Annotated in this window: 11 protein-coding genes and 1 riboswitch; of the genes, 7 read left to right on the forward strand and 4 right to left on the reverse strand. The window is 70.4% G+C overall.

Annotated elements, in window-relative coordinates; genetic code table 11:
• Positions 1-3: 3 nt before the first annotated feature.
• Both ACGFH9_RS03320 and ACGFH9_RS03325 read right to left on the reverse strand, forming a co-directional pair.
• Positions 4-1722 (reverse strand): class E sortase, encoded by a 1719-nt coding sequence (locus ACGFH9_RS03320; RefSeq protein WP_393214573.1) that lies wholly within the window; start codon positions 1720-1722, stop codon positions 4-6.
• Entirely contained in the window at positions 1719-2522 is an 804-nt protein-coding gene (locus tag ACGFH9_RS03325; RefSeq protein WP_393214576.1) for a DUF881 domain-containing protein, read from the reverse strand. Before ACGFH9_RS03325 ends, ACGFH9_RS03320 begins: the two co-directional genes overlap by 4 nt.
• A 221-nt stretch (positions 2523-2743) precedes the next feature.
• Between ACGFH9_RS03325 and ACGFH9_RS03330 the strand changes: the two genes are divergently transcribed.
• The 5 genes from ACGFH9_RS03330 (at position 2744) to ACGFH9_RS03350 (ending at position 9181) form a co-directional block, all read left to right on the forward strand.
• Positions 2744-3010, forward strand: coding sequence for a cell division protein CrgA (locus ACGFH9_RS03330; protein ID WP_393214579.1), 267 nt, complete (start codon positions 2744-2746; stop codon positions 3008-3010).
• Between the two features lie 310 nt (positions 3011-3320).
• Positions 3321-5576, forward strand: a complete 2256-nt coding sequence (locus tag ACGFH9_RS03335; RefSeq protein WP_393214582.1) for a (Fe-S)-binding protein — start codon at positions 3321-3323, stop codon at positions 5574-5576.
• A gap of 104 nt (positions 5577-5680) precedes the next feature.
• Positions 5681-7003 carry a hemolysin family protein gene (locus tag ACGFH9_RS03340; RefSeq protein WP_393214585.1) on the forward strand — a complete coding sequence of 441 codons (1323 nt, stop codon included), beginning with the start codon at positions 5681-5683 and terminating at the stop codon, positions 7001-7003.
• Positions 6996-7997: a hemolysin family protein gene (locus ACGFH9_RS03345; RefSeq protein WP_393214588.1), complete on the forward strand. Its 1002-nt coding sequence runs from the start codon at positions 6996-6998 to the stop codon at positions 7995-7997. The genes ACGFH9_RS03340 and ACGFH9_RS03345 overlap by 8 nt, the downstream gene beginning before the upstream one ends.
• A gap of 182 nt (positions 7998-8179) precedes the next feature.
• On the forward strand, positions 8180-9181 hold the full coding sequence (locus ACGFH9_RS03350) for a C40 family peptidase (protein WP_393214591.1): 1002 nt from the start codon (positions 8180-8182) through the stop codon (positions 9179-9181).
• A 58-nt stretch (positions 9182-9239) separates the two neighbouring features.
• Here ACGFH9_RS03350 and ACGFH9_RS03355 read toward each other — a convergent pair whose 3' ends face one another.
• Positions 9240-11195, reverse strand: coding sequence for an N-acetylmuramoyl-L-alanine amidase (locus ACGFH9_RS03355; RefSeq protein ID WP_393214594.1), 1956 nt, complete (start codon positions 11193-11195; stop codon positions 9240-9242).
• 235 nt (positions 11196-11430) lie between these two features.
• A riboswitch (cyclic di-AMP (ydaO/yuaA leader) is annotated at positions 11431-11567 on the forward strand.
• A 12-nt stretch (positions 11568-11579) separates the two neighbouring features.
• Between ACGFH9_RS03355 and ACGFH9_RS03360 the strand changes: the two genes are divergently transcribed.
• Complete coding sequence (locus ACGFH9_RS03360) at positions 11580-12620, forward strand: NlpC/P60 family protein (protein WP_393214597.1); 1041 nt, start codon at positions 11580-11582, stop codon at positions 12618-12620.
• A gap of 60 nt (positions 12621-12680) precedes the next feature.
• Here ACGFH9_RS03360 and dcd read toward each other — a convergent pair whose 3' ends face one another.
• A complete protein-coding gene (dcd, locus tag ACGFH9_RS03365; protein WP_393214600.1) occupies positions 12681-13259 on the reverse strand; it encodes a dCTP deaminase in 579 nt (192 codons plus the stop codon).
• 77 nt (positions 13260-13336) lie between these two features.
• Here dcd and ACGFH9_RS03370 point away from each other — a divergent pair, with 77 nt between their 5' ends.
• Complete coding sequence (locus ACGFH9_RS03370; protein ID WP_393214603.1) at positions 13337-13894, forward strand: pyridoxamine 5'-phosphate oxidase family protein; 558 nt, start codon at positions 13337-13339, stop codon at positions 13892-13894.
• Positions 13895-13926 lie beyond the last annotated feature (32 nt).

Below are 13926 nucleotides of genomic sequence, written 5' to 3' on the forward strand. Positions count from 1 at the left end.
GCGTCAGCCTCCCAGCTCCGTCGGGCGGCCGGCCGACTTTGGCTGGGTCCGGTCCAACTCGGCGTGGACGATCAGGCGCTGGTAGTTGTCCCACTTCGGGTTGCAGGTGGTCAACGTGAGCATTCGCTTGGTCGGCTTCTTGTCTGGCTCGCCGGGCACCGGTGCCACGACCTCGACCTGCGTGGGCTTGACGATCCGGGTCTGTGCCACCCGGTAGACGAACCAGTCGGTCTTGCTCTCGACCACGATCGCATCGCCGTCGTGCAGCTCGTCCAGCCTCCAGAAGGTGGCCCGGTTGCGGTGGCCGGCCACGGAGAAGTTGCCGATTTTGCCGGGCAGCGCGCTGGTCGGGTAGTGGCCGGGGGCGTACCGGATGTCGTCCTGGGTGACGCCCTCGACCACCACCCAGTTCTTCTCGAGCTTGGGTATGTAGAGGCCGGCGATCGGCTTGCCGCGCACAGGTGGGGCAGGTTTGGCGCTCGGGCCCGTGGACGGAACGACCGTCGGGTCGTCGGTCGGCCCCCACTCCTCGGCGAGTTGGCTGCTGAGGTCGTTCTGGTGGGCGTCGACGACGGCGGACTTGCCCCACACCTCGTAGCCGGCGAAGAGCAGCACCACCAGGCCGAAGGTGATCAGAACCTCGCCGGTGGCCCGGATGCCGGTCCGCAACCGGGAGGCGAGGGACGGGCGGGTCAGCTCGGAGTAGACGCTTTTGTAACCCTCGCCGGTCTGGTGTGGCCGGAGTTGGACGACCCGTTCCCCCCGACGCGGTCGGGGCGGCTCGGCGGCTCCGTCGTCCGCGCCGGCCGGGTCGTCGGGGGTGGGCGTACGGGGAACCGCGCCCATCAGCGCCGTCGAGTCCATGGCCGGCGGTCGGGGCGTCGGTCCCTTGGTCACGGCGGGGATGACCGCGGTGGCGTTCGGATCATCGGTGCGACTGGACCCGGCCGGGGAAATGGGAGTGCTCGACGTGCTGGTCGGACGAGTGGACCCGGCGGCGACCTTCGGGAGGAACGCGGTCGGCGCGTCCCCGACCGGAGGCGTGGAGGCCGCTGCGGGTGTCGAAAGATCGGGCCGACCGAAGTCGCCGGAAGTCGGGGTGCCGGAAGCGTTGACCGGCGTGGTCGGTGCGCCGGCGGTTGAGGGACGGCTCGCTGCGGCACCTCCCGCCGCTAGTGGCCGTGTGGGGTCGGTGCCCGGGGCGGCAGGTCGGACCGGTCCCTGCGGGGAGGGTGCGGCCGGCCCGCCGGGAGCGGGGGAGTCACCGTGCGGTGCGACGTCGGCCGCCGGGATGCCCGGCCAGCGCGGCGGCGTCGTGGGGGCCGGGTGGCCGGGGGTGTGCTGCGGGTCGGGTCGTCCGGCGCTCGGCGGCGCGGCGTTGTCGGCGCGCGCGGCAGGGGCATGGTGGCCCGCCTGCGGCGGAGCGGAACGGTCGACCGGGGACGGACCGGTCGGGTTCGGCGGCTCGAAGGTGGCCGGCGGGCGGGTCGTCCGTGGGCGACTGGGCAGCACAGGCTCGGGCCAGTTGCCGGTCGGCGCCCGGCCCGGAGTGGGCTCGACGCGGCCTGGGGACGACTCCGTACGGCCCGGGGACGACTCCGTACGGCCCGGGAGCGGTTCGGCGCGCCCCGGCTCGGGACGGTTGACCTTGGGCAGGAAGGCCGTCGGTTCGTCGCCCTGGTCCCGGTGTCGCCCGTCGCGCCGGTCCTCGGGGTCGCTCACTTGGGCACCGTCGCCGAGCGCAGGGCGGTCGAGTCCTCGAAGGCCGGCACGGTCACGGTGGAGACGGACTCCTTGTAGCCGAGTTGGTAGTCGTCGACAGCGTCCTTGAACAACCGGACTCCCTCAGAGCTGGCGAGGGCCTGCCGAAGTGCAGCGGGATCGCCGATTGCTACGATCTTGAATGGTGGGGAGTACACCCGGCCATGTAGCAGCAGGGTGTTACCGACGCAGCGTACCGCGCTGGTTGCGAGCACGCGGACGTTCATGATTGACATGGCCTCGGCACCACCTGCCCAGAGCGCGTTGACCACCGCCTGTACGTCGCCCTGGTGCACGACCAGGTCGTCGTTGGTGGCGTCGGAGTGGGCCTCGTCGTTGTGCTGGGGTGCGTCGTTCAGCTCGACCGTCACGGCCGTGCCGCTGACGGGAGTGAATCCGGCGGCCTGGAGGCTGCGTTGGGCGCGGTTCTGCTGGCCCTTGATCGGTGCGTCCGAGTCGGCGAGCGTGTTGGTGCGTTGCTCGACCTCGTTCCGCAGGGTGGCAGCGCGGCGCTCGCTCGCTGTGACCTGCTGCTGCCGCTCCTCGATGAGCTGGTTGAGCTGGGGCCGCCGGTCCTCCCTCAGGGCGGTGCCGCCCGCCGTGGTCGCGGTGGTGGTGAACAGCAGCCCCGCCGCGGCGGCGATCAGGGGAACCCCGATCGACCAGCCTGGTCGCCGTTGGCGTGGCCGCCGGGGCAGCAGCCCGGCGACGGCCCGTCGGAGGACCTTCTGCCAGGAGGCGGCGCCGGATGTGTACTCCACCGAGCGTTCCTTCCGCGTGTCGGGGACAGGTTCGTGACGGCTGGGCCGTGATGCGAACAGTCCCGCCCTTTTCGGTCACTCCATGTACCTGCCTGACCCCATTCGTGGTCCAGGCGGCCGTTCGGGACTACGCTAACTGTCGAACATTATTGGCCATGAACCGTCGCCTCCGCGTCCGGTTGTCAGGCCGGACGAGGTTGTCACCCCCTCTGGAGAGCGCCGTGCCCAAGTCTCAGGTCCGCAAGAAGAAGGTGTACACCCCGCCGACGGACGTCCGTCCGACGACGACGGCGGCGGCGTCGCGCAAGCCTAGCCCGGTGTGGCTTCCGATCACCGCGGTCGCGCTGATCGTCGCGGGCATCGGCTGGCTTGTCGTCTACTACCTCTCCGAGCAGGAGTACCCGGTCGCCTCGTGGCAGTACTGGAACCTGGCGGTCGGCTTCGGCGCGATGGTCGCGTCGCTGGTGCTGCTCTCCCGCTGGCGTTGAGCCCGGTCGGGGCGCCACCGCACCCCGGGATCCCACCACCGCTCCGCAGGATCTCCATCACCCGCCGAGCCCCTGCCCGGCAGGGCCGGGCTGGGCACCCTATGGTGTCCGCAGGCAGCGCGGCCTACTGCGAGATGACTCACGTTACTGCTGGGTAACCTTGCGCGTAGGCTGCACTGCATGACCGAGCGGAGCGAGGTCATCGACCGGTCCGGTCGCGGGTGTGGCGGCGGCGCGATGTTGGCCGCTTCCTGCCCCGGCCCCGGTTGCTGAACCGCTCGACGAGCAGTAGACCGGGGAGGCCAACTCGATGGGCAGCGTCCAGATCGTCACCACGATCCTCGCGGCTGGCATCACTGCCGTGGCCGTGTGGCTGGCGGTGCGCGCGGTCATGAAGATGACGGCCGTCATCCGGTTGGGGCAACCCGCTCCGGAGCGGTTCGCCGACAAGGGCGCCCGCACCAGGAAGATGCTGGTGGAGACCGCCGGCCACACCCGGATGCTCAAGTGGGGTGTGGTGGGTGCCGCCCACTGGTTCGTGATGGTCGGCTTCATCGTGCTGTCCCTGCTGGTGCTCGAGGCGTACTTCGAGGTGGTCACGCCGACCGGCGGACTGCCGGTCATCGGGCACTGGACCGTCTTCGGGCTGGCCACCGAGATCATCACGGTGCTGGGGTTGGTCGGCATCCTGGTGTTGATGGCGATCCGGCTGCGTAACCGGCCGAGCCGGCCCGGCGGTCGCTCCCGCTTCACCGGCTCGACCATGTGGCAGGGCTATTTCGTCGAGTGGATCGTGCTGCTGGTCCTGATCTTCGGCTTGGTGATCCGGGGCTTCAAGGTCGCCACCGACCACTTCGAGTATCCGGTCTGGGCGACCCCGGTCAGCCACGCGGTCGGCGCGATCCTCCCGGACTGGTCGGACGGCGCGAGCGTCGCCGCGCTCATCAAGATCGTCATCTCGATGACCTGGCTGATCGTCATCTCGCTGAACGTCACCATGGGCGTCGCCTGGCACCGCTTCCTGGCGTTCCCCAACATCTTCTTCAAGCGCGACCCGGAGAAGCCGGCCGGTTCCGGGCTGGGCCCCCTGCGTCCGATGACCAGCCAGGGCAAGCCGCTCGACTTCGAGGAGGCCGACCCGGAGAAGGACCAGTTCGGCGTGGCCCAGGTCGAGCAGTTCACCTGGAAGGGCCTGCTGGACTTCAGCACCTGCACCGAGTGTGGGCGCTGCCAGTCGCAGTGCCCCGCCTGGAACACCGGCAAGCCGCTGTCGCCGAAGCTGCTCGTGCTCAGCCTGCGCGACCACGCGTACGCCAAGGCCCCCTATCTGCTGGCCGGTGGCGGCAAGGACCTCACGGGCGAGGAGAAGGCCACCCAGGCGCAGCTCGCGCACCTGGACGTCCTGTCGCTCGCCGAGGGTGACAAGCCGCTGATCGGCACCGCCGAAGAGGGCGGTGTCATCGACCCAGACGTCCTCTGGTCCTGCACCACCTGCGGCGCCTGCGTCGAGCAGTGCCCGGTGGACATCGAGCACGTGGACCACATCGTCGACATGCGGCGCTACCAGGTGCTGATCGAGTCGAGCTTCCCCTCCGAGGCCGGCGTGATGCTGCGCAACCTGGAGAACAAGGGCAACCCGTGGGGCGCGCCGCAGAACACCCGCGAGGACTGGACCAAGGGCCTCGACTTCGAGGTGCCGCGGGTCGGCGAGGTGGACGACTTCGAGTACCTGTTCTGGGTCGGCTGCGCCGGCGCGTTCGAGGATCGGGCCAAGAAGACCACCCGCGCGGTCGCCACGCTGCTCAACGAGGCCGGCGTGAGCTTCGCGATCCTCGGCGAGGGCGAGACGTGCTCCGGTGACCCGGCCCGCCGGATCGGTAACGAGTTCGTCTTCCAGATGCTCGCCCAGCAGAACGTCGAGACGCTGAACGAGGCGTTCGAGGGCCGCGAGAAGGCCAAGCGCAAGATCGTCGCTACCTGCCCGCACTGCTTCAACACGCTGGGCAACGAGTACGGCCAGCTCGGCGGCGAGTTCGAGGTGGTGCACCACACCCAGTTGCTGGCCCACCTGGTGTCCACCGGCAAGCTGACCCCGGTGCAGCCGGTCGACGGCGGTGTCACCTACCACGACCCCTGCTACCTGGGCCGGCACAACCGGGTCTTCGCCGCCCCCCGCGAGGTGCTGGGCACCGCCATCGGAGGCGGAGCCGGAGATGGTCAGGGTGACGCAGCGATCCGGTCCGGTGCGGGCCGCGACAGCGGCCTGATCGAGATGCCGCGCAACAGTGAGCGCTCCTTCTGTTGCGGCGCAGGCGGCGCCCGGATGTGGATGGAGGAGAAGATCGGCAAGCGGATCAACGTGGACCGGGTCGAGGAGGCCATGGCCACCGGGGCGAAGACGGTCGCCGTGGGCTGCCCGTTCTGCTCGACCATGCTCAACGACGGTGTCAACGGCAAGGGCGCCGGCGAGCAGGTCGAGGTCATCGACGTCGCGAGCGTCCTGCTGCGCTCGGTCAAGCCCGAACAGCCGCGCGGCGACAAGGAGTCGACGGCGGTCGCCGGCTGACGCGTACACCTGGGATCTGCACATCGGTGGCGGCGGCCCGCAGGGGTCGTCGCCGCCGTGCAAGAATCTCGCCGAGGTGAGGGGACATCGACGGCCTGCTCTTGATGACGCTGCTGCCACTGGTCGGCTTCGTTGCGCTGACCGCCGGCAACGCGTTCTTCGTCGCGGCCGAGTTCGCCCTGGTCACGGTCGACCGCGCGGAGATCGACAGGCGGGCCGCCGCCGGCGACGAGGCTGCCCGGACGGTACGCACCGCGCTGCGCGAGCTGTCCTTCCAGCTCTCCGGGGCGCAGCTCGGGATCACCATCACCGCTCTGCTCACCGGCTACCTGGCCGAGCCGGCGCTGGCCCGGATCTTCACCCCGCTGCTGCGTCCGGTGGCCGGGGAGAACACCGAGCGCTTCACCCCGTTCCTGGCGCTGGCCCTGGCGACGCTCCTCTCCATGCTCTTCGGTGAGCTGGTGCCCAAGAACGCGGCGCTGGCCCGGCCGATGCCCGCCGCGCTGGCCACCGCCGGGCCGATGCACACCTTCTCCCGGACGTTCGGCTGGTTGATCCGGGGCTTGAACGGTTCGGCGAACCGGCTGGTCCGGGCGCTCGGCGTGGAGCCGCAGGAGGAGTTGGCGAGCGCCCGCTCGCCGGAGGAGCTGGGCCTGCTGGCCGCCATCTCGGCCCGCGCGGGCGCGCTGCCACCGGACACGGCGATGCTGCTGCGTCGCACCATCCGGTTCGGCGACAAGCGGGCGGCCGAGGCGATGACCCCGCGGGTCGACGTGGTCGCGTTGCGGGCCACCGCGACCGTGGCCGAGCTGCTGGAGGAGTCCCGGCGGACGGGACGGACCCGCTTCCCGGTGTACGAGGAGACCCTCGACCTCGTCACCGGCGTGGCGGGTGTGCCGGACGCGCTGGGCGTGCCGCTGGCCGCGCGGGGGTCGACCATGGTCGCGGCGGTGGCCCGGGAACCGGTGTACGTGCCGGAGAGCCTGGACCTGGACGGCGTGCTGGCGGCGTTGAAGGCGGCCGGCGCCGACCTGGCCATCGTCGTCGACGAGTACGGCGGCACGGATGGCGTGGTGACGATCGAGGACCTGGTCGAGGAGCTGGTGGGCGAGATCGCCGACGAGTTCGATCCGGCCACCGTGGACGACGTCGAGCCATTCGAGCTGACCGTGCCGGGCGGTGAGCGCACGGTGCTCGTCGACGGCGTGCTGCGCTCCGACGAACTGGTCGAGCAGACGGGTTTCCGGCTGCCCGAGGGGCCGTACGAGACGCTGGCCGGCTTCCTGCTGGCGCGGCTCGGGCACATTCCGCTGCCCGGCGAGACGGTCGACGCCGACGGCTGGGAGTTCACCGTGGTGGAGGTGGAGCGGCACCGGATCGAGCAGGTCCGGGTGTTGCGTCCGGCGGATCCGGGCGCCGATGACTGAGCTGTTGGTGGCCGTGCTGCTGCTGCTCGGCAACGGCTTCTTCGTGGGCAGTGAGTTCGCGCTGATCGCGTCCCGTCGGACGGCGATCGAGCCGTTGGCGGCCGGCTCGAAGCGGGCCCGCTGGGCGTTGTCGGCGATGAACCAGATCCCGCTGATGATCGCCGGCGCGCAGCTCGGTATCACGGTCTGCTCGCTGGGCCTCGGCGCGATCGCGGAGCCGGCGCTGGCCCATCTGCTCGAGTCGCCGTTCCACGCCGTCGGTCTGCCCGAGCGTGCGGTGCACCCGGTGGCGTTCGTGCTCGCGCTCGGCGTCGTCGTCTTCCTGCACACGGTGGTGGGCGAGATGGTGCCGAAGAACATCACGCTGGCCGGCCCGGAGGTCTCCGCGCTCTGGCTGGGCCCGGCCATGCTGGCGTTCTGCGTGGCCACCAAGCCCCTGCTGCTGGCGATGAAGTGGGCCGCCCGCCGGGTGCTGGCCCTGTGGCGGATCGAGGCGACGGAGGCCGTCAAGACGGTGTTCACCGCCGAGGAGTTGGCGGGGCTGGTGTCGCAGGCGCGTACGGAGGGACTGCTCGACGCCGAGGAGCACGCCCGGATCACCGGTGCTCTGGCCCTGCACACCCGGACCGCGGCCGACGCCCTACAGCCGTGGTCGACGGTGATGACGGTGGCCGAGGACGTCTCGCCCGCGTCGTTGGAGGTGCTGGCCACCCGTACCGGCCGGTCCCGCTTTCCGGTGGTCCAGCGGTCCACCCGTCGCGTGCTGGGCTTCGTGCACGTCAAGGACGTCCTCGGGTACGCCGGACAGGGGCGCCGAGCGCCGGTGCCGGCCGAGGTGTACCGGCCGTTGGCGGTGGTGCCACCGGACCGTACGCTGGCCGACCTGCTGCTCGCGATGCGCAGGGAACGGCGGCACATGGTGCTGGTCAGTGACGGCCGTCGTCCACTCGGGGTGGTGACACTCGATGATGTATTGACCGCAATCGTTGGTTAAATGACCAATACACTTGGTGTGCAAGTGGTTGCGCGACAGTGACGTTGGCTCGGCTCGCCTTGCTTCCGGTCCGGCGCTTCCCTAATGTGGTGCTCTGACCGCTGTGGGTCGTCTGCCTCGGCCCTTCCCTCACGCGAGGCGCCCGGCGGTCGGTTGCAAAGGAGTCGGTGCCGGTGGCAACCATGCCCCCTCATCGTCACGCACCAGGGCTGTTGTCCGTTCGACCGGGTGGTCTGCGCAGGGTCGCCCACCGTCTGCTCGTGCTGGTCGCGGCCGCCGCGGTCGGTGCCGGGATGCTCGCCGTGCCGGCGCAGGCCGAGCCGACGGTTGACGAGATCGAGGCGCAGATCGACAAGAAGTGGGAGCAGTTGGAGCCCACGATCGAGCAGTACAACAAGGTGCGGGCGCAACTGAAGGTCAACAAGAGCAAGTCGGCAGCGCTGCAGAAGAAGATCGAGCCGCTGGCCCTGCAGAGCGAGTTGGCGCTCAACCGGGTCGGTGACCTCGCTTCCCGTTACTACATGTCGGGCCCCTCGCAGGAGATCGGCGCGCTGCTGGTCAGCGCCAAGCCGGACACGCTCACCGAGCAGCTCACCCTCCTCGACCGGCTCGCCGCCCAGGAGCGCAAGCAGGTCGCGGGTGTGCTGGCCGTCCGGGCCAAGTACGACGGCGAGAAGCAGAAGCTCGACGCGCTGATCGCCACCCAGACCAAGCAGCAGAACGACCTGGCGGCCAAGAAGAAGCAGATCGACGCCGAGATCAAGAAGCTCGAAGCGTCGATGCCGAAGACCACTGTCAAGACCGCCGGCTGCCCGACCATCAACGGCGTGATCAGAGCGGCCGCTCAGAAGGCGATCAGGACCGCCTGCCAGCAGGTCGGCGACCCGTACGTCTGGGGTGCCACCGGCCCGAACTCGTTCGACTGCTCGGGCTTGACCCAGTACGCCTACAAGTCGGCCGGGATCTACCTCACCCACCACACGGGTGACCAGTGGAACGAGGGCAAGGTCGTCTCGCGCGGTGATGAAATGCCCGGTGACCTGGTCTTCTTCTACTCCGGCCTGAGTCACGTCGGGCTGTATCTAGGTAACGGCATGATGGTGCACGCACCACGGGCCGGCAAACCGGTGATGGTGTCCAGCATCAACACCATGCCCGTCGCGGGGTTCCGTAGACCCGGCTGATCCGCACCACGCACGCCGACGGCTCCCGGTCACACCGACCGGGGGCCGTCGTGGCTTCTCAGCGGGGTGCGCCCACCGGTGACGGCAGGAGCTGTACGTCGGCGAGGTCGACGTACATGATGCGATGGCCGAACTGGATCTGCACGTACCGCTTCTCGCCCCGGATCACCGTCCAGTCGCCGGGGGACGAACCGTCGAACGTGCTGGCCCGGTAGTACTCGCTCTGCAGCACGGTGCCGACGGCGTACCGCTGACCGGCGGCGAGGGTGTACTGCAGTGGCGAGATCGTCTGGTAGGGCACGCCGGCCGGGTAGGCCGCCTGCTCCGGGTACGCCCGCCCGTACACCGGGATCGTCGCCCGGCCGGGCTTCGGGGTGACGACCATCCCGACGGTCCAGGCGGCGGTCGGCGCGGATGTCGGGTTGTGGAACCAGGCCCGCTGTCCGAGGTACCAGATGGCCGTCCAGTCGCCCTGCCGACCGGCCAGCGCGTACGTCTGGCCGGCGGAGGCGCGGGCGCCGTGGTCCGACACGTCCATCGTGTCCGGGGTGCCGTCGGGACGCAGCGCGATGTCGTTGACCAGTGGCGCGTCCGCGGACGGCGCGGTGTGCAGGATCACCGACGAGGAGCCGCGCGGCGCGCACGGCGTCCCCGGGGTGACGCAGCCGGTGAACGCCGGCTGGTTGGTCGTGTAGTCGGGGTCGATCCGGACCAGCCCGGTGGCCGGGGTGCCGGTGTCCAGCCGTGGCGCGTGCAGCAGGTCGAGGTAGTGCGTCCAGTCCCAGTAGGGCCCCGGATCCCAGTGCATCCCACGCACTGTCGACGCGGTGGTGCCGGGCACGTTGTCGTGGCCGATGATGTGCTGGCGGTCCAGCGGGATGCCCAGCCGCAGCGCGAGGTGCCGGACGAGCTTCGCCGAGGTCCGGTACATCGCCTCGGTGTACCAGGTGCCCTGCGCGGCGAAGCCCTCGTGTTCCAGCCCGATCGACTTGGCGTTGACGTACCAGTTGCCGGCGTGCCAGGCGACGTCCTTGGTCCGGACGTGCTGGGCGATCTGCCCGTCCACTGAACGCAGCGAGTAGTGCCAGCTCACGTAGGTCGGGTCCTGGACGAGTTGGAGTGTGGTCGCCCAACTCGCCTCGGTGTCGTGGATGACGATGTACTCGATCCTCTGCCGGGCGGGCCGGTCGGAGAGATCGTGGTTGCCGTAGTCGCCGTCGCCGAACGCCGCGTAGGGGGCGGGGATCCACTCACAGGACACCGTGCTCGGGCATTCCAGTCCGTCCGGGCGGGCGAGTCGCCGCAGGCCCAGCCGGTCCAGCCCGGATCGCTCGGGTCGTACGGCGCGGGCCGGCAGCGTGACCCGCTGGCCGTCGTCGGTCACCCGGGTCTGGCCGGTGCCGATCGTGGTGAAGACCTCGTCGGCGAAGGCCGCCGCGGCATCGGCGCTGTCCGCGCCGGCGTAGTGGGCCACCGCGCCGTACCAGGTGGCCGGGTCGGTGCCGGCGCCGACGGGGGCGCCCACCTCCCGTTGGTACGCGGCCAGCAGCGCCGCCCCGCCCCGGATGTTCGTCGTCGCGTCGGTGCGCAGCGCCTCGGTCGTGGCCCCGGTCAGTGTGGCGGCCGCGTCCACGGTCTGCAGGGCGGCGGTGGGTGGCGCGGGGTCGGCGGCCGGGGCGGGCGTCAGAGCGCGGCGGGAGTCGTCGCCACGCGGGTCCTCTCCCGGAGCGTCGTGGTGGGCGCGTCGGGGCAGAGCGGTCACGTGCCGGGCATCGGTCAGGTGCATCGGTCCGTAGCCGCCGCTGGTGCTCGGCGTACCGGCGTTGCTGTCCCAGCGGGACTCCAGGTAGGAGACGCCGAGCAGCACGTGGATAGGTACGCCGTACTCGGTCGCCGCGGCAGCGTACTGCTGCTGGCGGTCGGCGGCGGGCGCGGCGGAGGCGGGGCCGGCGGGGAGTGGTACGGCCGCCGTGGCGGTGAGGACCGCGACGGCGAGCAGGGTCGGACGCTTCATCGAACCCCCTACATGTGAACTGGTGTCGGTGCGGTCACCTTCGCGCCGTACGGGAGTCCACGTCAATACCTTTCCATGTTTCAAAACACGCAGAAAGAAACCTTCACCTAGGCTCGGAGGCCCGCTCCAATCGGTACGGAGTGTCACGGACGCGTGGGTTGCGGATCGGTAACGGCCGTCTCTACTCTGGTCCTTTGTCGGCCCGGTAGCAGGTCTGCCCATCCCGGGCGGTAACGAACCGACACCGCCGAGTCGCTTGCGAGCGAGCCGGGGACCCACGTTCCCCTGGGGTGAATCCGCAGCCACTGCGGTAGGGCGCCCACTTCCCGCCCGAACCCGTCAGCTAACCCGGTAGGCGGTCAGGAAGAAGGAGTACGGAACCCGGTGGCCCTCCATGCCCCGCGGCCGTCGTCCGAGCGGTCGGCTCCGGCCGACGCGACGTCGATCGCGCCGCGCCCACGCTGGTCCCGCTTCACCACCGCACTCGCCGCCCTGGTCGGCGTCGCCGTCGTCCTGACGGGCAGCGCCACGGTGGCCCGTGCCGACCCGTCCGTCGCCGAGATCGAACGGCAGATCGACGCCGACTGGAACAAGCTCGAACCGATCATCGAGCGGCACAACGCCACCCGAGCCGACCTGGCCCTCAAGCGGAAGCAGGCCGACACGCTCGCCGCCCGCATCGCGCCCCTTCAGCGCCAGGTCGACGCCGCGATGAACAAGGTGAGCGCGCTGGCCGTACGGGCGTACATGGGCGAGAACCTGTCGACCGTCAACACGATGCTCGGCAGCCGCTCGCCGAGTGAGCTGGTCGGGCAACTCGAGATGCTCGACCGGTTCGCCCACAACCAGCAGCAGGACGTCCGGCAGGTCGCCGATCTCCGCGACGAGCTGGCCCGGCAGAAGGCGCCGCTGGACGAGATGGTCGCCCAGCTGACCCGGACCGAGGCACAGCTGGCGGCGAAGAAGAAGCAGATCAACGAGGAGATCGACCGGCTGCAGAAGCTGCGCCTCAAGGTGTACGGCAACGGCGGCGGCGGTCCGCTGCGTCCGGCGCCCTGCCCGGCCAGCTATCCGGGTGGCGCTGCCGGCATCGCGGTCAAGTTCGCCTGTGCCCAGATCGGCAAGCCGTACGTGTGGGGCGCCGAGGGGCCGGAGTCGTACGACTGCTCCGGGCTGATGCTGGCCGCCTGGGCGAAGGCCGGTGTGTCGCTGCCGCACAACGCCGCCGCGCAGAGCCGGGTGACCAGGAACGTCAGCAAGGGCGACCTGCGCCCCGGTGACCTGGTCCTCTACTACAGCGACATCCACCACGTCGGCATGTACGTCGGCAACGGCTGGGTGGTGCACGCCTCCCAGGCCGGGGTGCCCGTCAAGATGAAGAAGGCCGACGACGGGCCCATCCACAGCTACGGCCGTCCCGGCTGAGAGACGCGGGAAGCAGTCAGGGCCCGTCGCGATCCGCTCGCGGCGGGCCCTCGTCGTCGCCTACCGCGTCGGCCAGGCGCGCCAGCTCTGCCAGGAACGACTCGGCGTCGGCCCCCGCTGACCCTGGTAACGCGACCCGTAGACCACCGAGCCGTACGGGTGTTCGGCCGGCGAGGACAGCCGGAAGATGCAGAGCTGGCCGATCTTCATGCCCGGCCAGAGGGTGATCGGCAGGTTCGCCACGTTGGACAGCTCCAGCGTCACGTGCCCGGAGAAGCCCGGGTCGATGAACCCGGCGGTGGAGTGGGTGAGCAGGCCGAGGCGGCCCAGGCTGGACTTACCCTCCAGCCGGCCGGCGAGCTGGTCGCCGAGCGAGATCACCTCCAGTGTCGAGGCGAGCACGAACTCTCCCGGGTGCAGCACGAACGGCTCGCCGTCGGGCACCTCGACCACCGAGGTCAGGTCGTCCTGCTGCATCGCCGGGTCGATGTGGGTGTAGAGATGGTTGTTGAAGACCCGGAACAGCCGATCGAGTCGTACGTCGATGCTGGAGGGTTGGACCAGGGTGGGCTCGAACGGCTCCAGGCCCAGCGTGCCGGCCTTGATCTCGGAGACCAGGTCGCGGTCGGAGAGCAGCATCGGACCACCTTAGCGAGGTGGGCGGTGACCAGCGTGTCGAGGTCGCTCCTCGTACATTTGTTCGATAGAATGCCCGCATGGCTTCCTGGTCCGATTTCGCCGCCGACGAGCCCCGCCTCGCCGATGGGATTCGCGTTCTCCTGCAGCAGTACGGGCCGGGCTTCGGCTACCTGGCCACGGTCCGCGCCGACGGTGGGCCCCGGGTCCACCCGGTCTCCCCGGTCATCACCGACGAGGGTCTCTTCTGCTTCATCATCGACTCGCCGAAGCGCCGCGACCTCGAACGGGACGGGCGGTACGCGCTGCACTCGTTCCCTCCGGAGGAGAGCGACGACGAGGCGTACGTGGCGGGCCGCGCCTGGCCGATCACCGATCCGGTCCGGGTGGCCCGGCTGGCGCAGAGCTCCCGTGCCGAGCCGCAGGTCGACTGGCGGCTGTTCGAGTTCACAGTCGACGTGGCGATGTTGACCCGTCGCGAGCAGCACGCCGCAGGCGTTCCCGGCGTCACCCCGAGTCGTCCGGCCGTGCGGGTCTGGCTGGATCCGCAAGCCCCGCCCGCACCGGCCGCGCCTGTCGCCGTACCGCAGACGCGCTCGACCCGGCGCAACCGTGACGTCCAGTGCACGGCCGCCTGACCACGGCCCGATCCGGCACAAACGCCGGTGCC

Source organism: Micromonospora sp. NPDC049102 (genome assembly GCF_043197485.1).
Classification (GTDB): Bacteria; Actinomycetota; Actinomycetes; order Mycobacteriales; family Micromonosporaceae; genus Micromonospora.

Coding starts and splice junctions, on each gene's coding strand:
- ACGFH9_RS03350 (WP_393214591.1), top strand. CDS start 8,180: ATGCCCCCTCATCGTCACGCACCAGGGCTGTTGTCCGTTCGACCGGGT.
- ACGFH9_RS03355 (WP_393214594.1), bottom strand. CDS start 11,195: ATGAAGCGTCCGACCCTGCTCGCCGTCGCGGTCCTCACCGCCACGGCG.
- ACGFH9_RS03370 (WP_393214603.1), top strand. CDS start 13,337: ATGGCTTCCTGGTCCGATTTCGCCGCCGACGAGCCCCGCCTCGCCGAT.
- dcd (WP_393214600.1), bottom strand. CDS start 13,259: ATGCTGCTCTCCGACCGCGACCTGGTCTCCGAGATCAAGGCCGGCACG.
- ACGFH9_RS03345 (WP_393214588.1), top strand. CDS start 6,996: ATGACTGAGCTGTTGGTGGCCGTGCTGCTGCTGCTCGGCAACGGCTTC.
- ACGFH9_RS03340 (WP_393214585.1), top strand. CDS start 5,681: ATGACGCTGCTGCCACTGGTCGGCTTCGTTGCGCTGACCGCCGGCAAC.
- ACGFH9_RS03335 (WP_393214582.1), top strand. CDS start 3,321: ATGGGCAGCGTCCAGATCGTCACCACGATCCTCGCGGCTGGCATCACT.